Origin of the sequence: Paenibacillus sp. MMS18-CY102, assembly GCF_009789195.1 — a bacterium.
In the GTDB taxonomy this organism is placed as follows: Bacteria; Bacillota; Bacilli; order Paenibacillales; family Paenibacillaceae; genus Paenibacillus_T.
On sequence record NZ_WSTC01000045.1, the window covers coordinates 1 to 21,028 of the forward strand.

The 21,028-nt window shown below is 51.2% G+C and carries 16 protein-coding genes; 1 reads left to right on the forward strand and 15 read right to left on the reverse strand.

Going from position 1 to position 21,028, the window contains the following annotated elements:
* Positions 1–273: 273 nt before the first annotated feature.
* From GON22_RS23325 to GON22_RS23365, 9 genes are all read right to left on the reverse strand, one after another.
* A complete protein-coding gene (locus GON22_RS23325) occupies positions 274–693 on the reverse strand; it encodes a hypothetical protein (protein WP_160398500.1) in 420 nt (139 codons plus the stop codon).
* Between the two features lie 201 nt (positions 694–894).
* A complete protein-coding gene (locus GON22_RS23330; RefSeq protein WP_160398501.1) occupies positions 895–1,506 on the reverse strand; it encodes a flavin reductase family protein in 612 nt (203 codons plus the stop codon).
* Positions 1,507–1,539: 33 nt separating this feature from the next.
* Positions 1,540–2,148, reverse strand: coding sequence for an alpha/beta hydrolase (locus tag GON22_RS23335; RefSeq protein ID WP_202113470.1), 609 nt, complete (start codon positions 2,146–2,148; stop codon positions 1,540–1,542).
* 2 nt (positions 2,149–2,150) lie between these two features.
* A complete protein-coding gene (locus tag GON22_RS23340; RefSeq protein ID WP_160398503.1) occupies positions 2,151–3,101 on the reverse strand; it encodes a ring-cleaving dioxygenase in 951 nt (316 codons plus the stop codon).
* A 131-nt stretch (positions 3,102–3,232) separates the two neighbouring features.
* Positions 3,233–3,685: a MarR family winged helix-turn-helix transcriptional regulator gene (locus GON22_RS23345; RefSeq protein ID WP_160398504.1), complete on the reverse strand. Its 453-nt coding sequence runs from the start codon at positions 3,683–3,685 to the stop codon at positions 3,233–3,235.
* A gap of 80 nt (positions 3,686–3,765) precedes the next feature.
* Positions 3,766–4,860, reverse strand: a complete 1,095-nt coding sequence (locus tag GON22_RS23350) for a GerAB/ArcD/ProY family transporter (RefSeq protein WP_160398505.1) — start codon at positions 4,858–4,860, stop codon at positions 3,766–3,768.
* The gene (locus GON22_RS23355) at positions 4,857–5,102 is read right to left on the reverse strand and encodes a hypothetical protein (protein WP_160398506.1); all 246 of its coding nucleotides are present in this window, start codon (positions 5,100–5,102) and stop codon (positions 4,857–4,859) included. The genes GON22_RS23350 and GON22_RS23355 overlap by 4 nt, the downstream gene beginning before the upstream one ends.
* Positions 5,103–5,114: 12 nt before the next feature.
* A complete protein-coding gene (locus GON22_RS23360) occupies positions 5,115–6,272 on the reverse strand; it encodes a Ger(x)C family spore germination protein (protein WP_160398507.1) in 1,158 nt (385 codons plus the stop codon).
* 27 nt (positions 6,273–6,299) lie between these two features.
* A complete protein-coding gene (locus tag GON22_RS23365; RefSeq protein WP_160398508.1) occupies positions 6,300–7,811 on the reverse strand; it encodes a spore germination protein in 1,512 nt (503 codons plus the stop codon).
* 112 nt (positions 7,812–7,923) lie between these two features.
* On the opposite strand from GON22_RS23365, the gene GON22_RS23370 reads away from it, so the two are divergent.
* Positions 7,924–8,820, forward strand: coding sequence for an SDR family oxidoreductase (locus GON22_RS23370; RefSeq protein ID WP_160398509.1), 897 nt, complete (start codon positions 7,924–7,926; stop codon positions 8,818–8,820).
* Positions 8,821–8,852: 32 nt separating this feature from the next.
* On the opposite strand, the gene GON22_RS23375 is transcribed toward GON22_RS23370, so the two are convergent.
* From GON22_RS23375 to GON22_RS23400, 6 genes are all read right to left on the reverse strand, one after another.
* Positions 8,853–9,518, reverse strand: coding sequence for a ThuA domain-containing protein (locus tag GON22_RS23375; protein ID WP_160398510.1), 666 nt, complete (start codon positions 9,516–9,518; stop codon positions 8,853–8,855).
* Between the two features lie 210 nt (positions 9,519–9,728).
* Entirely contained in the window at positions 9,729–10,163 is a 435-nt protein-coding gene (locus GON22_RS23380; RefSeq protein ID WP_160398511.1) for a hypothetical protein, read from the reverse strand.
* A 256-nt stretch (positions 10,164–10,419) separates the two neighbouring features.
* On the reverse strand, positions 10,420–11,697 hold the full coding sequence (hflX, locus tag GON22_RS23385) for a GTPase HflX (RefSeq protein ID WP_160398512.1): 1,278 nt from the start codon (positions 11,695–11,697) through the stop codon (positions 10,420–10,422).
* Between the two features lie 427 nt (positions 11,698–12,124).
* Positions 12,125–14,311 carry an anthranilate synthase component I gene (locus tag GON22_RS23390; protein WP_160398513.1) on the reverse strand — a complete coding sequence of 729 codons (2,187 nt, stop codon included), beginning with the start codon at positions 14,309–14,311 and terminating at the stop codon, positions 12,125–12,127.
* Between the two features lie 205 nt (positions 14,312–14,516).
* Complete coding sequence (locus GON22_RS23395; RefSeq protein WP_160398514.1) at positions 14,517–14,906, reverse strand: tautomerase family protein; 390 nt, start codon at positions 14,904–14,906, stop codon at positions 14,517–14,519.
* A gap of 161 nt (positions 14,907–15,067) precedes the next feature.
* Entirely contained in the window at positions 15,068–20,851 is a 5,784-nt protein-coding gene (locus tag GON22_RS23400; protein WP_160398515.1) for a carbohydrate binding domain-containing protein, read from the reverse strand.
* Between the last annotated feature and the right edge of the window lie 177 nt (positions 20,852–21,028).

Below are 21,028 nucleotides of genomic sequence, written 5' to 3' on the forward strand. Positions count from 1 at the left end.
TTTCTCATCGATGAAAGAAAAGTCGATATACTTATCGATCTTGCGGAGCATATGATCAGCAGGAACTAAATCTTCAATGGAGACTAGCTCATAGTTTTGTTGTTTATCTCGATTAGAACGCAGCATGCGACACCATCCGTTCATAAGTTATTACCACTATTATACTATATTAACGCGGTGTCGTGTTAAATTACATGCACATAAGAAAGGCTGCCGAGACTTTCTCGACAGCAAGAAACCCAACCTTAAGGTTGGGTTTCTTGCTGCCCCTGGCTATTGTCTACCATCGTAACCAACAATCTTCTTTGTCACGGGATCAATATAGATGCCAATCGGACCCAGCTGTGCATCCCTGTCCGTTAGAAATGTCACCTTGTAAAGCGCCTCTGTATCAGGCTTTTCGGTTGTTTTCTTCATTGTGACATCTTCCCATTTTGCTAAAGCCACTTGTGCATTCTTCCAGTCGCCCGTAACCGACTCTTTATCTTCTTTGGAAAGCTCATTCCACGCGATTTCCCTTACTGCAGCAGACGTTTCAAGAAAGATGGCCTCTGCATCCGGTAAAGGCTCATGTTTAAAATAATTTTTCGCGTTCGTGTTCCCGCTACAGCCCATTAATGCTGTTCCCATTGTTAGGAGTAAAACCAATAGAAATCCGCCCTTGATTATACGCTTCCGCCAGTTATCCATCATAGCTCCTCACCTTTTGGTTGCATTTTAGAACGAGAGGTCTCGACTGCGCTTTGCATCTGTACCCGTCTCCATCACAGACGTATGTTGCCAAGGTAAAGTTACTCACTTGACTCTTCATTTTCCGCGCACGAGTTGATTCTGCTGCAACGCAAAAAAAAAGGATGTCCCCCTGCCATCGTGGCTACGGGGACACCCCTTCACTTACACCGGTCGCTCCACCGTAAACAGCTCACCCAACTTCGCATAGTCATTGCCCGCAAGCCGGCTCACCGGCCGCAGCCCGTGCGGATCGATCCGCCCATTCTCGTACAACGGCTCCTCGATGTGAAACTGGACGATGCGGGCTATGAGCAGGTCCGCTGCGGGCTGCTCGGCAGTGCCGCCTAGCGGAATCGCTTGTTCGAGCACTGCTTCCATGCGAATGCTCGCCTCAGCAACTCCCGGTACGGATATGCGGCTGCTCGCAACTGGCGTCAATCCCGCCAACATCACTTCGCTCTCATCCGGCGGCAAATTCGCTGCGGTTGCATTCAGCTGTTCCACATAAGATTCGGACGCAATGTGTACGACCAGCTCGCCTGTCGCAATTGCATTGCGCGCCGTATCTTTACGCTCGCCCTGCTTACGCTGGACGGATATCGCGACCATCGGCGGGTTCACCGTCACGATCGTAAAGAAGCTGAAGGGCGCCGCGTTCAGCACGCCCTCCTCCGACAACGTCGTAACGAATGCGATCGGCCTTGGAATGATGCTTCCAATAAGCAGCTTATAGTTGTCCTTGTCGCTCTGCTGAGCGGGATCAATAGCAATCATGCCAAGCCCCTCCTTCTTTACCATTCAATCCGATTATGCAAAATTCCGCTCAAACCACGCCGCCGCCGCATCCGCTTCCGACTTCGTCAGCTGATGTCCTGTCCGCTCCCAATGAACCTCGACTTCCGCGCCCGCTCCGCCTAGCAGCTGTTTCAGCTCTTCCGTCTCCTGCGGCGAGCAGATCGGATCGTTCTCGCCTGCCCCGATGAAGACGGGCACGCCGGACAGGTCCGGCAGCTTCACGCCACGCCGCGGCACCATTGGATGATGGAGAATTGCTCCCCTGAGAGAACCAGCATGATGGAACATTAAACTCCCCGCGATATTCGCCCCATTGGAGTAGCCGACGGCAACGAAATTGCTCCGGTCCAGCCCATATTCGGTCGCTGCCCAATTCAGAAATTCATGCAGTTCCTGCGTACGGAATACGAGATCCTCCTCGTCGAACACGCCTTCCGCCAGGCGGCGGAAAAACCGCGCCATGCCATTTTCGAGCACATTGCCTCTCACGCTTAGTACGGAAGAAGTCGGCGCCACTAATCTTGCAAGCGATAATAGATCCCGCTCGGTGCCGCCCGTTCCGTGGAACAGGACGAGCACCGGCGCATTTAGGTCGAACCCTTGTTGGAATAAATGTTTCATGTTCATTGTGCATCCCCCTCTAATACGCGCACTTGGATCGGCGGCAGCAGCGCTTCGATCTGTCCGCGATGCTCTTCGAACCATTCCGGCAGTTTGATTTCCTCGCCAAGCGCATCCGGCGCTTCATCACGGGCGAATCCCGGTGGGTCTGTTGCGATCTCGAACAGGATGCCGCCTTCCTCACGGAAGTACAGTGCGTGGAAATATTGGCGGTCGACGATCGGTGTTGGATGGAAGCCGCTTTGCACCACATGCTCTCTCCAGAGCGCATGCTCGGCATCATCTGCTGCGCGCCATGCGATATGATGGACGGTGCCCGCTCCACCTGTGCCATGCGGCACCGCTTGAACCGGCAGGTCAATTACATTGCCGATGTCAGCCGTCGATTGGTACCGGGCGTATACGCCTTCTTGGCCGACTTTGCGCAGGCCCATAACATGCTCGAGCAGGTGGGCCGTTTTGTCTGGAGCTGTGCTATACAGCACTGCGCCCCCGAAGCCTTTGATTGCTTTCTCGATTGGCACGCCGCCGAATGCCCATTGGCTTGGCGCCCCCGCTTCACGTTCGACGATTTCGAGTTTCAGGCCGTCGCGATCCTCGAATTGCACATAAGTTTCACCGAAGCGAGCCGTCACTTCGTACGCAACGCCGAATTTTTCCAGCCGCGCTTTCCAGAATGCCAAGCTGCCGACCGGCACAACATAAGAGGTGACGCCGACTTGGCCGCCGCCAACACGCCCTTTACGCGAATTCTCCCATGGGAAAAATGTAATAATGGTGCCCGGGCTGCCCTGTTGGTCGCCGAAGTACAGATGATACACTTCCGGTGCATCGAAGTTAATCGTTTTTTTCACCAGCCGAAGCCCTAGAACCCCTGCATAGAAATCAACGTTTTCCTGTGCGTTTCTTACGAATGCTGTAATGTGGTGGATACCTGCGGTTTGTTTTGTCATAATCCCATCTCCTTAACCGGGTTTAGTTTTAATTTCGTGTATATTTAACCTTGCTTGGCGAATTTAGTTGATTTTAAGAATCTTTAATTTAAGATATTAAGCGTAAAAAATGGCTGCTCGCCATCCTGCTTCTACTTGAATCCATCCTGCGCAAAGCGTCCTAGCTTCTTCAGCAACTGGCTTGCTGAATGCTTCTCTTCTGCCGTCAGTCCCGCCATCGCTTCGCTGATCACATCGGCATGCGCTGGAAATACTTCTTCGATAAATTGCTTGCCTGTGTCCGTAATTTCCGCGAAGATGAGCCGGCGATCCTCCGTAGATGCCTTCCGTGATACAAACTGCTTCTTCTCCAGCTTATCGACGACATAAGTGATGTTGCCGCTGCTCATCAGCACCTTGCTGCCAATCTGTTGAATCGGTTGAGCGCCCTTATGGTACAGCAGCTCTAGTACGCCAAACTCGGTGCGGTTCAGCCCATAGCTCCGGATATCCCGATCCGCATGTGCGTTCACCCATTGGCTTGCTCTGGAAAGGGCAATGTAAAGATCCAACGCCACGTCCTTATCCTTCGTTTGCTCTGCCATTGTGTTCACCTCGCGTTCGTTTCATTTATCTTAAATTAAAGATAATACAATTTAAGATAGTTGTCAAGTGGATCATTCCATTATTTTTCTGATTTTCTCAGGAAGGCTGCAGACGCAATAACGAGAAGTGGCAGCACATAAACAGCTCCCACCCAAAGCGGATGCACAACTATGACTAGCTCCTCCCACTCCAGCATGCCCGCAGGCAGCGTAAGCGCCATTAATTGCGTAATCAAACATAATGGGTTAACCAGTATGCGCCGATTGTTCAGCTTGAACAGATCCGATAGTATCGTCAAAATCGCATACATCGTAATCGTCGCTTTCATAAGCGAGCCTGCGATCATGGACATCCCTACAATTGCTTCCATCCGTTCGATGATATCGCCAATCTCAATAATTTGGGCCAGTACGAACAACGGATACCGTTTCTCCGCGGATAACGGACCTAATGTCATGATCGTGCAGACCGTCGACATCGCAAGAATAACGCCGTTTAAGATCATCATGCCGATTAGCATCGGCTTTAGTTTGGTTGCACTGCCCGCACGGACATACGGCAGGATAGCCATAAATAAGACGATCTCGCCATAAGGAAAACCGGCCGTTAGGTAGCTGCCTAGAATCATTGGCTTAAACCCTTCCGGGAATATCGGTTCCAGAAAGTCCAGATGATAGTTCGGGATGAGCAGCACGATAACGACCAACCAAAAAGCGATCACGACGAAAGTAAGTATGACGAACATCCGCGCCATGGATTCTATGCCCGACCTTAACAACAGTGCGGTTAGGATAAACATCATGCCGGTGAATATGTATACTGGCGTCTCTGGCAGCATCATGCTGGTCATAAAACCAGCGACATCGATCATAATGCCCGCCGCCATATGAAAAGCCATCGTCAGCATCAAGCCAGCGGCCACATACGTCAGCCAATTGCCAATGGTTTGGCGGCAAATATCGATAAACGAAATGCCAGGATACCGATTGATCAAATAAAGCATCATCATTAGCAACACAAGACCGAGCGCCATCGAGATCAAAATCGACAGCCATGCGGCATTCATCGCCATGCCGACGAGGGGCCCAGGTATGACGATCATCGCTGAGCCCGTAATATAGATGAAGAAGAGAAAGCCCATCTGCGCGACACTGACCGTTTCCTGATTGTTCATGCCGGCTTAACCTTCAAATAGTTGACAATCTGCCTCGCCGGCCCCGTCAATAGATGGTCAACGGCCGTATGCATATCCGGCAGCTCGCGGATGGTCAAATAATCAATGCTATAATAAACCGAGAGCGCCACGAAGGCATAATAAATCGTTTTATCACGCAAGGCAGCCTTGCGGCACGCTCGAATGTCAGGCAAGAGAACGATGGCGTAAGTCAACAACAGTACAATCACTCTCTCCTTCATTCCGACTGCCTCCTATTTCATGTAGATGGGCTTTCCTGTGGTCGTTAACGTGTTCTGCAACCGCACATTAACCTTGAGTTCAATACTAGCATTCGCATACCGAGTGCCCCAATCACGTTTCCATTGCTTCCACACACGCGTATGCTTGCGATACAAGAGATTGCCGATTCCGAACAAATCCACTTCTCTTTTCTGCGTCTCCCTAACCGTCTCGAGCAGCCGTTGTTCCATCATTTGCTCGATCCGCTGGATGAACAGCTTCTCATCGCCACGCTTCTCCAACTTGGTACACGCCAGGTCTCCAATATTTCCAGTTATCGCAACATTCATCTTAACGCTCAGCTTGTCCGATTGAATCACCGGCTTAAGTGTCACGAGGGCCGACTGCACCTCAATCGAATCGGATTGCTTCTTTTCCCCCTCGTCTTCATGGATGCAAGGAATCGTTAAGATCCCGTTCTTGTACTGGTTTCTAAGCATTAATATATCTTGGGTCTGCAAAGCCGACATGGTACCAATCATTTTGCTGTCTTGAATGACCGCGAGCCCCGACATCGACACGCCGCCCTTCTGTTTGATAGTTGCGATTGGCAGAATCGTATTCGGAACCTCGCTCTTTAAAGCTTGTGCAAGCTCAAGCAGATTGGCGATCGGCGCCTTGCCGGACACCTTGCTGGAATTAGACTCCATTTTGTTAAACTGCTGGGATATGGTTTGCTCGATCATTGGCCTGACTTTTAAATACTCGGACGGATCGCCTTTCGTAATCAGCACTTTCGTCGTTATTCTCGTCTCATGGTCCCGGTAAAAATATTCGAGCAGCGATAGCAAATTGTTTGTTCTCGCCGTTTTCTCGTCGATAATAATAATTCTCATATGGCTCCATTGCGCCTTGCGCCCCAATTGAAGCATGATGTCCCGAACAGCTTCGAACGTCGAATCGCCTGTCGTTTTGATATTAATGAAGGATTTTTGCATAGCGCTAGCCTGTCCGCCCGCCTTCTGCGACGGTTTGAACATTTGTACGGCTAGATGGACGGTTTCCAGATCAACACTTTGAACCGCTACCCCCATCACGAAGGCTTTGTCCACCAATTCCGTCCGGTTCCAACACCCCGTTAACAGGAATGCCGCCAAAAGCAAAGGGATGGCTCTCACTATGGTTTTCATCTCGAGCATCATACTTTCCTTAGAGTTCTAACCAGCGCCTGCCCGGTTATTGGCTGATCGCCCCAACTTCTTCACAGATGGGCGAACAAACACATCGCGCAACAAACTGGGATCGGCCGGTTGAATCGGGCTAAGATACGGCTGGCCAAGCGAACGAAGCGTACATAGATGCCACAATACGATTAGAAGGCCAAACATAAGCCCAAAGCCGCCCAAAATAGCAGATAGCGCCATCAATGGCAAGCGAATAATGCGAAGCGCAATTGCCATATTGTATTGGGGAATAGCGAACGAGGCAATTCCCGTCAACGCTACTACAACGACCATGATCGGTGAAGCAACTCCCGCATTAATGGCAGCTTCGCCTATAACGAGCGCGCCTACGATACTGACAGCCGAGCCGATTGGGCGCGGCATCCGAATGCCAGCTTCGCGCAATAGCTCGAAGAAAAACTCCATAATAAGCGCTTCGAAGAATGCGGGAAACGGGATGCCTTCCCGTGTATCAAGAATAGTAAGAAGAAGATTGGTAGGAATCATTTCCGAATGGAATGTCGTTAACGCAATATAGGCGCTGGGAAGCGTGAATGCCATAAAAAACGCACATACTCGGAGCCACCGGATCATCGTGGCGTACATGGAACGCTGGTAATAGTCTTCGCTCGATTGAAGCAGCTCCACGAATAGCCCTGGACAAATCAGCATCGACCCCGTTCCTTGCACCAACACGACGATTTTGCCATTTATCATGGAAGCGACCGCAGCATCCGGCCTCTCCGTATAACGAAATTGAGGAAACGGCGAGAATCGCACATCCTGGATCAGCTCCTCGATATAAGACGTCTCCAATATTTCGATTTGCTTCGCTTTCTCGATTCGCCTCTCGAACTCCTTTAGCAAGTCCGGCTTTACCCTTCCTTCCAAATAACAATAGACGACTTCCGTGTTCGTCTCGCCGCCCCCGTTCAGCTTCACGAGCTTGAATCGCGAGCTCTTGAGCCGTTGCCGCAGCAAGCCTACGTTTTTATTAATGTTCTCGACAGTGCTTTCCCTAGGCCCCTGTACGACGCTTTCATTTGCAGGCTCCGTAATCTGCCTCGATTCCATGCCCGACGTCTCGAAGGAGAGCGCCTTATCCCAGTTATCGAAGTAAATAACGAGATTGCCATTTAACACTTCTAGAATAGAGGCCTCGAAATCCGCAACGACTCTGGCGGACTCCTCGGATACGCCGTGCTTCTCGAAATGCGCGATAATGTTTTCTATCCGTACATCTGTTCCTGGGCCGACTTCGTGCGTGACGAGATCCTGAAGCACCGCCTTCATGTAATTCACTTTTTTGCGCTCTGCTATGGTTCCGAAAAAGATGGAAAGAGCCTCTTGATTCATATCCGGCCCGTAATGCCAAGGAAACCATTTGAGATCGCCGCAGTTACGAAAGATTTCGTCCAGCCGTTTCCGGGTTTCATGAAGTTTATTTGGAATCGGATTGGCCGGCTGAACGCCTTGTTCATCGGATTGAAGTGACAATGTTATCACCGCCTACATGCATATCATGCGGCATAGGGTTCAAAATTATTCCTTTTTTCACCTGATTCCTGATCTGGGCATATGTTGAACTATTCAGCGACAGGGAAGTGACGGTGCCAGCATGAAAATCAAGCCGAATGTTTTCGGATATAAGACCGATTGCGAACACATTCCTATTCATTACTTGCCGGAATATCAGCCCCAACAGCCCGGGCTCGAATATATGATGAAGCAACGGCCGGTATCAGAACCGCCGCCTTGTGATAGGAAAGGAAAATTAGAGGGAAAAGTCGCCGTTATTACGGGAGGGGACAGCGGCATCGGCCGAGCCGTTGCATACGCCTTCGCCAAAGAAGGCGCCGATCTCGTCGTGGCCTATTACAATGAGCATGTGGATGCGAATGAAACGAAGGCGCGTGTTGAACAGCTTGGGCGCCGATGCTTGCCGATGGCGGGCGATATCGGCGATGAGGCATTCTGCCGGCAGATTGCGGAGCAAACCGTTCGTGAATTCGGAAAAATCGACATTCTGGTGAATAACGCAGCGGTCCAGTTTTATCAGCCTCATTTCGAAAACATTAGCAGCGAACAGCTGGAGCTAACGTTTCGAACCAACATATTCTCTATATTCCATTTAACCAAAGCCGTTCTGCCGCATTTGAAGCCTGGGAGCGCAATTATTAATACGACTTCCGTCTTAGGAACCGTCGGGCTAGACGTATTGATTGATTACTCCGCTACGAAGGGAGCGATCAACGCCTTTACGCGAGCGCTCGCCGCTTCCCTCATCAGCCGCGGCATCCGCGTCAACGCCGTTGCCCCTGGCGCAACATGGACACCGCTGGTACCCGCTTCATTCCCTCCGGAAGAATACGAATCGATCGGATATGACTCGCCGATCAAGCGCAACGCCCAGCCCTTCGAGCTCGCTGGGGCCTACGTTTATTTGGCATCAGACGACGCTTCCTATGTTGTAGGAGAAATTATTAATGTAAACGGCGGACAATATTTCGCATAGGAATGTGAACCGTTTGGCGTCACCTGTTTGAGTTAACCCTTTGCAGCCCATAGCATGCCTCTACGAATCATTTCCGTCACTTGAGGCAGCTGTATCACATCGGGCCTATGGCCAAGCGAATTGTAGTAGATCCGGCCTGCTCCATATTGTTTCACCCATGATGCGGGCATGATGACTGGGCGCCACACTAGCGGCGGAGCAGGCCGGTCGAAGTACGTGGTCGCCAACGCAACGACCGACGGGTCAACCATCATGTAATATTGTTCGGTCGTGACGTAAAAATCTTGGATTCCTGCAACGAGCGGATTATGCGGATTTGGAAAGTGGATGCGATACATAGCTGTGTCATCACCAGGATGCGCGAGAAACTGGCCGCCGATCATCGCTTGATATTGGATTTCGCCGCGGAAAGCGTCCGCCGAACCATGAATGCCAGCCAAGCCCGTCCCCGCAGCGACCGCTTGCAGCAAATTGTTAAGCGGTTCCGCTTCGATCTTGCCTGCCGTCCATAAAGGCACGATAAGGTCGGCCTGCATCAACTTGTTGCGGTCGTCGAAGACTTGCAGCGTATCGTAAATTTCAACGATAAAATGCTCCGATTCCAATATCTTCGCCACAATATCAGCCATTTCGCGCGGCCGATGCCCTGGATATCCGCCTTGTACGATCAACGCCCTTTTTCGTCTTGGAATCGTCACTTGCCCATCCATCCCCTTCCGTATGCGCTCCATTCACCAACATATGAGCACCGCGGCCAATTATGCCGTAAGTGGCGGTTCTGGATGCCAAGCGGCATTCACGCATTAGCTCCCGTACGAGCACTCTGGCAAAATCGATAATCATCCGCTGCATAAAAAAACAGTATCGCCCGGCTGAACCCTTGGGGCGATACTGTCTCTTGTGATGTTCTAGTTAACGTGAAGCCAAGTTACATACCCTCCTGAAGGACCATAATCGCTAGACGAGTGCCCCTCCACATACCAATGAACGGTAGCTCCTGGAGGCAGATTATTGCCGTAGATGGTATCGATACTGTTTGCACCATTATCGTTAGCATGAAGAGCTGGGTTATATGGAGGATTAATGACAAACTGCAAGTCAAAATTTTTGTTTTGGCTCAGAACAGACACTGTAAAGTTCACGCTTTGCCCTGTCGTATTCGTCCATGTAAACCAATCAACATCATTCGGGGCCGAAAGCGAACCTTGATAGATCTGGTCACTCGCTAACGACTGTGCGCTATAGTAATTATCTGCGAATCCAGTCGCCGCATTTGCTGAACTTGCGAAAGAAAGAATGCTCAACGCCGCCATCGATGCCATTAAACTTTTCTTGAGTTTCATAATAACCTCCTATAAAAGTAATTATATGTAACACATTTAGGATACGGCGATTCCACCACTAAGTACATAGTTCTTAAGTAACAAAAAAGGTTAAAATTTACTTTTTATGAAAAACAAAGATTACCGATCATCCACCTAATAATAGCCTCCCTGTGCTTAGCTGCTATTAATTAATCTAGGGCGGAAACAAATATCGCCGCCCTGCTTCCATTAAAGGAAGCGGGCGGCGATTAAGCCGAGATCTATTTTAAGCAACTTACACTTCAGCCACAGGCTCCACGAACAAATGCTGATATTTCTCAAAGTCTGCTTTCTTGCATTCCATCGTCAAGCGGGTTCCGTTAGGCTCGTAATCCGTTGCTATGACGTTTGCATTGGCATTGAAGTATGCGACCAAGCGGCCTTCCTCGAACGGAATGATGACCTCGCACGGCATATAGTCTTGGAAGATCCGCTGCTTCACGAGCGTAACCAGCTCACTTAGCCCTGCCTCTTCCTTAACGGAGAGGTACACTTTATCCCCCTCCACCTGCGGGTATTTCATTTCAGTCAAATCCGTTTTGTTATACGCATAAATCATTGGGATATGATCGGCGCCTAGCTCCTTCAGCGTCGTATTCGTCACTTGAATATGGCGCTCATATTCCTCATTAGCATAATCCACAACTTGAATCAGCAGATCCGCTTCCGTCACTTCCTCTAGCGTAGAGCGGAACGCTTTGACCAAATAATGCGGGAGCTTGCTTACGAACCCAACGGTATCGGTCAGCAGGAACGATTTGTTGTCCGGCAGCTCAATGCCGCGAACGGATGTCTCCAGCGTAGCAAAGAGCATGTCTCTGGCCAGCACTTGCTTGTTGGACTCCGGCATGTATGCCTTCAAAACCGCGTTCAATAAGCTCGACTTGCCCGCATTGGTGTAACCGACGAGACAGACGACCGGCACGCCTGTCTTCTGCCTTTGCTTGCGCTGCACTTGGCGCTGGGCGACGAGCTTCTCCAGCTCCGTCTGCAGCGCGGAAATCCGTTCCTCGATACGGCGGCGGTCGAGCTCCAGCTTCGTCTCGCCTGTGCCTTTGTTCTTCATGCCGGAGCCGCCGCCTTGGCGGCCGAGCGATTCGCGCAAGCCGACGAGACGCGGTAGCATGTATTGCAGCTGCGCTACCTCAACTTGAAGCTGTGCTTCACGCGTCCGGGCGCGCTCCCCGAATATGTCGAGGATGAGAATCGTCCGGTCGATAACCTTTTTCTCCAAGGAGCTCTCTAAATTGCGAATTTGGGAAGGCGACAGCTCATCGTTGAAAATAACGGTCGATGCATCCAGCCCCTCCACTAATGCGGATAGCTCTTGGATTTTGCCGCTGCCGATGTAGTGGGGACCGTTAACCTTCGCTGCATTCTGGGTAAGCTCTCCCACTACCTCAATGTTGCACGCATCCGCAAGGTTGCGAAGCTCTTCCATCGAGTACGCAAAATCCGGGCGGTTCTGTAAATTAACGCCGACGATAACGGCTCTGTTGTTCACTTGTTCCATCTATTTATTCCTCCTCTTGTTAGGGCAATTCATCAACAACAAAAAACGCACGGGCGCGCTAAGGCCTGTGCGTTCTTCGATACACGTATCGAATAGAGGATTTCAGAATAACGAGGTCTTGCCGGAGCGTGATGCGAATAGGCCCGCCGCCATGGCAAGCATTCGCATAAGTCACACTGTCTCCGTACAATTACTCCCATAAAGATAGAACGAGAACGATATCCGTTTCGTCTCGCCGTAACCGGTCTAACATGTGGGTTACCTCTATGTGGGCAGACCTATCCTGAGTCCTCTGCACAGGGCAGAGCCTTGGCGCTGTTCCATTAGCCGCGCGAAGTTCTAACTCGGATAAAGTCTATCACACGTAACCCTCCGTTCCAATTTAAGTAAGGTCATTCTAACATGGGGTTGGTTGGAATGCAAACGGTTAGTTTCGTTCAATCCCATCAGGCAATTGGGCCAATACGTTATTAACCATAGCCATGCCCGCACTTCTGCCGAGCGTGAGGATCGATTCGGGATGGAATTGGACCGCTGAAATATGCAGTTCCTTATGCTCCACAGCCATCACAATATGATCCCCTTCGGTCTCCGCGGCCACTTGCAAACAATCAGGCACGAATGCTGCATAAAGCGAGTGGTATCTGCCTACCGTAAAGCTCGCCGGCAACCCCTCCCACAGCGAACATTCCGGTGTGGCATGAATAACAGCGGGTTTGCCATGCTGCGGATATGGGAGAACGCCAAGCTCGCCGCCAAAGTATTCAACGATCCCTTGAAGCCCTAAGCATACGCCGAAAATCGGCAGCCTGCGCTGTATGCATAATGCAATGGTTTGCTCCAAATCAAACTGTTCAGGCCGTCCCGGTCCCGGCGACAGCACAACAAGATCGAATGGTTCATTCGCAGCAAGCATTTGGCGGGCAGCTGGTGAACGCAATGTTTGCACATTAGCGCCGCATTGCCGGAAATAACTCGCCAGCGTATGCACGAAAGAATCCTCATGGTCGACTAATAGCACTTTCTTTCCTTTGCCAGCTGGCTCCACCTGTTGAACCAATCGCTGTGCTAGCCGCTTGTTTCCCCGGAGAACGCTAATCAACGCGGCAGCTTTAACATGCGTCTCCTGCTCCTCTTCCTCGGGAATGGAATCGTAGAGCAATGTGGCGCCGACGCGAATCTCAGCGATATTATTTTTGATTTTGACCGTTCGCAGCGTGAGCCCTGTGTTCAGATCGCCATTAAACGCGTAATAGCCCACTGCGCCGCCATACCAGCCTCTCGGCGAATCCTCATGCTTCTCAATCCAAGCGACCGCCGCCCTCTTAGGTGCGCCAGTAACCGTGACCGCCCACATGTGGGTCATGAAAGCGTCCAACGCATCAAATTGCGGATCAAGCCTTCCTTCAACATGATCCACGGTATGGATAAGATGTGAATACATTTCTAACTGCCGCCTGCCGATTACCTCAACCGTGCCGGGGATACAAATCCGGGATTTATCATTGCGGTCAACATCGGTACACATCGTAAGCTCTGCTTCTTCCTTAGGCGAATTAAGCAGCGTCCGAATTTGATCGGCGTCTTCTATAGCAGAAGCCCCCCGTTTGATCGTGCCGGAGATCGGGCAAGTCTCGACTCGGCTGCCTTCGACCCTCACGTACATTTCGGGCGAAGTCCCCACCAGATGCTCCGTCCCAAGGTTGATAATAAAGCAATAGGGGCTCGGATTCACTTCCATTAGCTGATTAAAAATATGGGAAGCCGCCTCCGTGCATGGCTCATAGAATGTGTGGGAAGGGACGACTTCGAATAAATCGCCCACCTTAAACGCTTCGATCGCCTCGTTCACGAGCTTGGCATAGGTTCCTGCCTGAAACTTCGGGATTTCCTCAGCGTCTCGGGGCTGCAAATCACGCGCCGTCCGCTCCCCCGTTCGGGACAAGCCTTCGGTCGAGTGGTCCCCTATTTGAAAATCATAAGCAATCTTATAAGCGCATGACATCTGATGGTCCACCACAGTTAATTCATCTGGCAAATAGAGCACCATATCAGGCTGCTCACCGTTACGGGCATGGTTAAGCGCTATCGATTCGAATTGAAAGATCAAATCATAAGCGAATGCGCCGTATAATCCGAGATAGGTATCCTCCTGCGAATGCAAACTATCCTTGATCACCCTCATAACTGAAAATAAGGACGTCTGCTGCGTTCGTTGTTCCTCATAGACGACAGTATCGCTAACCGTGAGCTTGCCGTTCACCACGTCACCGTCTCTTGTTACCGTCGCATCCTTCATGGATTGCAATTGAGTTTCAATATATTTCAGCAACACGATGCCACGTTCATTGAGCGCAGCAATCGTAAACCTGTTGCCGAATGACCGAATTTCGAGAGGCGGATTAACAAATCCGATGTCCCAACGCGAATACCGGCCCGGGTATTCAAAGCGGCTTGTGAAGAGCGCACCCTTACGTTCATCGATAACTTCGAGTATCGGGGGTATCGCTTCTTGCACCTGCATGAATGTAATCGTTCGTTTAATCGTATTGCCAGAAGAAGGAGAATAGTGATGGATTTGAGGTTCGTTCGTCGAAAATAAAGGGGGGTTCATAGGCTTTCCTCCTAATTGCTAGAGGAACAGGGGAAAGAACGGGATTTTGAACGCTATGGCTATACCAAAATAGACGCAACTCTGCTCGGCTCCGCTCATTCTAACTTGCCTGTCTCTGCTCATCTAAGATCCATTCGCTCCCGAATGCATCTTTTTTCCAGACCCACTCTAGCACTGCTTCACGAAATTGTCAATGATATGAAGATCATACATTAACCTTATAATTCAACTTCAGTTCATCGCCAGTAACGCCTCTAATGCCCCAATTGGATTGCGGCGTTTCAAATATGGTAATCTCGATATCTTCAGGCGAAATCGACAATTCATTGCGGATACGTTCAAAAAGCAGATGAATTAACTGTTTCTTCGATTCCGTTGAACGGCCTTCGAATACGCTAATCTCAATGACGGTATAAGCCTCCGTCCGTCCAGGCGCAAAATAAAAATCGTCCTGCTCCATCGGGAAAAACCGTTGGAACTTCTTATCTGCTGGGAGCTTAAATGCCTCCACAATGCAAGCATGAATAATTTCTGAATAGCGCGCCTTCAGAGGAGCCAGATGTTCCTTAAGCCCGAAAACTTTCACTTGAGCCATGCTGATCGCCTCGCCTTTCCTAATAAGAATATGAACGCCATAATGCACCATCATAACACACAATTGTTGTTTAATCGTGTATATAAATCCAGAAAAAGCCGGGAAAGCCACGCTTATAGCGTGCTCTCTCGGCTTTTCCCACTTACTCTTGTGCAATAAACTTAATTCGTAAACACTTGGAACTCGTAAATCGAGTAGCTGTAATCGATATTGCGTTCAAGGCCCTTCATTCTGACATATCGGCCATGCCCGGAAGCGGCGATCAAGTCCGTGCGGTCGGCATCGACTTGTTTAACGCCCTTTTGCCCAAATGTCGCAATCGTCTGCCAGCTAGTTTCATCGGCCGGTGAATCAGAGACTTGGATTTCATAAGCTGCAGCCGATGCCCGTTCCCATGAAATCTGAACCGCCGTAATCGTTCTGCTCTGGTCTAGATCGACATAAATCCATTGGTCGTCATTATTGTCTGCCGCTGCCCAACGGGATCCGTTATTGCCATCTGCCGCCGCTCCCGCGTTACCGCCGGACGAAGCTATCGCCGCCCCGTTAACAACAGCACTCTTATCGGACAAGCGAATAACGTTGATCGTGTAGGTTTTGTTCAATTGCGTTCCTGGCTTGGCAATCGTGAAAGTGACAGTGTTGTTGCCAACATTCAGGTTCGCACTATAGCCATTCGGGCCAGATGCAACCGCACCTGTTACCGAATCCATGTTGTTGTCCTGTGCCAATATCGCCGTAAAATCAACGCTTGCCGTCGCATTGCTAACGATGAGCGAATAACGCAGCGTATTTTGGCTAAATTGCGGCGTTAATGTTCCTTGGCTTGCTGCAAGCCCGTCCAGCCCGTCCGCTTTCGTTAGCTTAACGAGTCCAGCGACTGCGCCAGCCAGCGCGGTTAATGCATCGTTGACTTCCGTTTGCGCCGCATCTGCTTTTGCATACGTCGCATTCGCAACACCCAGTGCCGTGGATACGGCCAGCCATGAATCTGCTGAGTAATCCGCAGCATCCAGATTGCCAACTGCTGCTATTTGCTGCTTCAGATCAGCTTTAAACGCACGGTAATCAGCTTGGCTTGCGAACGGTTCGCCAGTTGCTGAAATTTCGTACAGCGAGTATCCATACTTAGCGCCGCCGAATGAGAACCGCTCCGTTCCTGTCATCCGAATATACCGTGCTGTAACGCGATCCGGGATGGAGATGGCATCCGTTGGGCCGCTGCCCGTCGTCGTGCGATATACCGTTACCCAGTTCACATTGTCATTCGAGACTTCAAGCGTATACGCTGTTGCGCGGGATGACTCCCAGTCGAGCTGAATCTTCGACACATTGTAGCTGTCGCCCATATCTATGGAGATCGACTGTGGATCGCTGTGGTCGGATTCCCAACGTGTCGTGATGTCTCCATCTACCGCTAACGCTGCATTGCCTGAGGTTCCTGTAATCGCTTTTCCTTTGAGCAAGTTAGCCGGCGTGCGTACGACATGAACGGTATACGCCTTCGGCACCCGCCCTTGCTGGTCAATGATGAAGGTGACCGCATTCTCGCCTTCTGCCAGCGTGGCTACATAATCGTTGCCATTCTTCGTTGCGCCGCCTACTAAGGTAATGTCATTGCCAGCAGCGACTGTTGGCGTCAGCGTAATGCTTGTTACGCCAGAAACAACTTTAACGGTGTATTCCGTCGTGTTGCTATCGAACGGCTGGTTAAGGCTGCCCTGATTGACCGCCAATGCCGCGAAGCCTTCCGCTTGTTCAACTTGAATCGGTTCGCCCGGCACGTCGATCTTAATCGGGCTGCTCGATGTTGAAGCTTGCTCCACTGCTGGAATTTCCTCGAACCGGACTTGATCCACATACACGTCATGCGTGCCGGCTGCCGTGCCGATTTTGCCTAAGTTAAAGTCAATTCGGCTGTTCAGGTTCGTCGTTGCGTTCATCGTGAAGTCGAAGGTGTACGTTTTGGGCTGCGTCGTCAGCGGGACCGATTCATATAAAGCGTAAGCATAGTTATTGCTAGGGTCATCGATCGTCAAGCGAAGCTTGCGGTTTACCGATGAGCTTGCTTCGAACGTGACGCGGTAGCTCTTGCCCTTATAGAGCGGTGCACCCTTCTGGCTGAATTGCAGCCCCCAGAAATCGTCGCCTTGTGCTGTAATCGCCATCTTCGTCTGGCCTTGCTCCGTCGTAATCTCAGCGCCGCCAGCATTCTGCATCCATACATCCCACATATTTGTGCTGACATCCATGCTTCCGTTACGAATGACGTTTGGCGAGATTCTGATGTTATCCAAATTGTAGCCTGCACCAGCGAGCAACAACATCTGCGTGCCAGCGTTGAGATGCACGAGATCCGTTACCGTCTGGAATTGGGCATCTCCGCCCGTGTTAGGAAGATGCAGCGTCCGCGTATTCGGCTCCGCACCGCGGAACGTCAGCTTCGCCGCATCGCTGCTCGTCGCTACGCGATAGGACAACACGTAGTCGCCATCCGTTGGAACCGTAACATTGTACTGGAGCCAAGCCGTAGCCGAACCATCTGGCTGGACTGCTCCATTAAGCGTTGTAAAGCCTTGCCCGTTCGTAAAGGCTTCCGCCTCCACCACTTGATATAACGGCTTGTAGTAGTTCGTCAGCTTCACGTCGTCGATAATAATATCCCCTGTGTTCAGGCCGAGATTAAAGGCAAGCCGTGCACTATTATCAGTTGCATCATTCATTGTGAAAATTGTGGAATACGTCTTCATTGTGTCATCCAACGCAAAAGCCATCGCGCCCGAATAGCTCGTAGCTGGGGCTTTGTCCTTAAACACTTGCACTTCAATCGACTGGCCGGCATTCGCCGCCCGAGCCTTGAAGGTCAGTTGGTACTGGTTGTCCTTCACAAGCGGAATGCCCAGCTGGCTGAGCTGCACCGATGATGCACTCGTACCGCTTTTCGTAATCGATGCTTTGAATTCACGTTCGTTAACGGCAGGATCAATGGAATGGATTGCCGCAGCCGAGCTATCCACATTGTAATCCCAGAAGCCCATCCGCTCGGCGCCTTCGTCGAAGGTGCCATTGTATACGAGCCCGCCCAGTCCGGCTTCCGGACGCGGCGTCGGTACATTAGCCGCGAGCGACGATGCTGGCCCTGTGCCTGGATCGCGATACGACAGGCCGTCTTTCAGTTTGTAGACGCGAACATAGTCGACAAACATTTTGCTCGGAATAATCGTCGTCTTATCCGGGAATTGCGGCCACTCGCCGCCAACCGCCAAGTTCAGCTGCATGTAGAAGTCTTGGTCGAATGGAGCCGGCCACGTGATTGGCAATGTCTCCCCTTCACGTTTCGAGTACCAATCGTTCTGGCGTTGATAGAAAATGCCGTCTACGTACCAGCGAATTTCGCCCGGCTCCCATTCAATGGAGAACGTATGGAAGTCTTGCGAGAAGTCCATGCTGCCCGGCAATTCGAAGCTAGCATTCGAATATTTCCAAGGCAGGCCGTAGTGAAGTGTGCCCCATGCCTTATTCGGCTCGCTGCCGATCAGCTCCATGATATCGATCTCGCCTGTTGCCGGCCAAGGGCCGTACAGGTCGTAGTTCGTCGGCATCATCCAGATTGCCGGCCAAATGCCTTGTGACTTCGGCACCTTCGCACGAATCTCGTATTTGCCGTACGTCCAGTCGCCTTTGTACTGCGAATAGAGCTTAGCTGATGTGTAATCGTGGTCTTGGTATTTTTCTTTACGTGCTTCAATGACAAGCGCTTTGTTCGAGCCGTCAAGCGGTTCGATCCGCGCATTCTCTTCGCGTGGCGTATAATATTCCAACTCTCGGTTACCGAAGCCGCCGCCTTTGTTTACGAAATTCCACTTGGATTCATCGATCTTCGTTCCATTGAATTCGTCGTTCCAAGTAAGCTCCCAGTCCGCCGGATTCCGCCTAACTTCGCCATTGGCATCTGCCGGCTTTTCCTTAATCACGTATATGTGATAGACAGCGGTTGCTTTGCCCGGCTCCGTTACCTCGAATACAACCTCATTCGTGCCCGTTTTAACAGCTGCCGTATATTTGCCGCCTGCAACAGCCGCACCAGTGACCTTGCTCAGCGTGTTGTTCGCCGCAACTGCCGGGTCAAGCACAACAGACGTAACATTGCTGTACGTGCCGATCAAATAGTTAAATTGATTCGGGCGGAACGCTGGCGTCAGCTCCATCTTCAGATCATTGCCATTGCCGTCCTTGATAGAAATGCCAGCAAGCCCTGCCGCACGTACAATGCGGACGAGCGCCGCCATCGATTTCGTCAAGCCTTCTAGCGCCTGGTCCACTTCCGCTTTCGAAGCACCGTTAGAGAAGCTTGCTTCCTTCGCCGTAATCAATGCACTCTCAAACAAGGACCAAGTAGCCGGCGTGTAATCGTTCTGTTCCAGTTTATGGCCTGCCTCGATCTTCGCATCCAACGCTGTCTTGTCCACCATCGATGCTGTATTAGCTGTCAGCTTCACATTGTCGAAAAATACGTCCACCGGCGCCTTCGCGCCTCCCAACTGGAAGACGAGCTTGCCAGTAGGCGTAGACATGCCCTGCATCGTGAAGGTGAACGTGTACGATCCCGCTTCCTTCATCAACGAGAATTTACGCGGTGTCGATACATTTTTCACGCCATCGCTTACGGTAACGACCATGTCGCGTTCGATCGACGCCCGTGCGTCGAAGGAGACGGTATAGATCGTTCCGCTAGTTAGCGAGAGGCCCTCGCGGCTAATTTGTACGCTTGAAGCATCGTCCCCAGCGGACTGAATGCTTGCTTTCATCTCGCCCTGTACAGCCGCAAGCGTACCAGCCGACACGCCTGTCGTTTCATTGCCCCAGAACGCTTTCCATTTGCCAAGCCCATTGGCGAAAGCGCCATCGTCGATGAGATCAACGATGCTGCCAGCGCCCGAACCTGAACCTGCGACGCCACCGCCGCCGCCGAATCCGCCACCGCCCATTCCGCCGCCTGCCGGGGCTTGGCCCAAGACCAGCTTGCCGTCCGTAACCGAAACTTGGTCGCCCTTCTGCAGATCGACACCGTTCAACGTCAGCGGAGCCTGAATTTCCGCTTGCTCGAGCGAGCCGCTGACCGTCACTTTGCCCCCGCCGATGATGAACGTCTTCCCTTGAACGATTACATTCGTCAGCGTGACATCGCCTGGCGCAATAATGAACAGGTTGCCGCTGATCACTTGCCCTGTAAGCGAAGCGCCTGAAGCACGCACAATGGCGCTGCCTTGACCGGTTCCCGACGGGAACGATCCCTGCGCGTTCGTGTACAGGCCAATCATCTTGTCCAACAAAGCTGCAATCTCTGCACGGGACAAGCCTTTTGCTGGCAGCAGGCTGCCGTTAGCATATCCTGATAGATAGCCATTCGTCGCCATAATGCCAACAGCTTCGCGTGCATAAGCAGCGATTGCCGCATTGTCCGAATACGCGCCAGCTGGCTTATTGCCGTTGATCAGCTGGAATACCCGCGTCAGCATAACTGCTGCATCCTGGCGGCTTACCGTATCGTTAGGATGCATCGCCCCGTCTGGGTAGCCTTTCATATAACCTGCTGCTTTCGCTTTTCGCAGCGCTTCCTCGTACCATGCGCCGGCAGGCACATCGCCCATGGCCGACGAATCGCTTTGGCTGAATCCGAACAAGCTGTTCAGAATGACAGCAAATTGTGCACGCGTCACCGATTCGTCCGGGTGGAACTTTCCATCGGCCAAACCTTTCATAATGCCCGCTTGTACCCAACGGTTAATAGGCGCAGCCGCCCAATGGGCCTGCACATCTGAGATCGCGCCTGCCTGCGTAACCGCTGCTGGCGTTGGGCTCGCCTGTGCCGCCATCGTGGCCATGCCCGATAACAAGTTAACGAACAAAGCTACTGCTAATGTGATGCTTAGTCTTCGCACCATGTTGTATCATTCTCCTTTTTGTACTGTCATGTTGTTACAACCCGAGTGTTTGAAAGCGTTTACATTGCCAGTCAAACGATTCAAACCAAAGCTAAATAACTCCATTCAAAATGAGCGTTATTTTTCGACATAAATCTCGCTTTTCCCACAAGACTTTATACCTATTCTAATACGCCG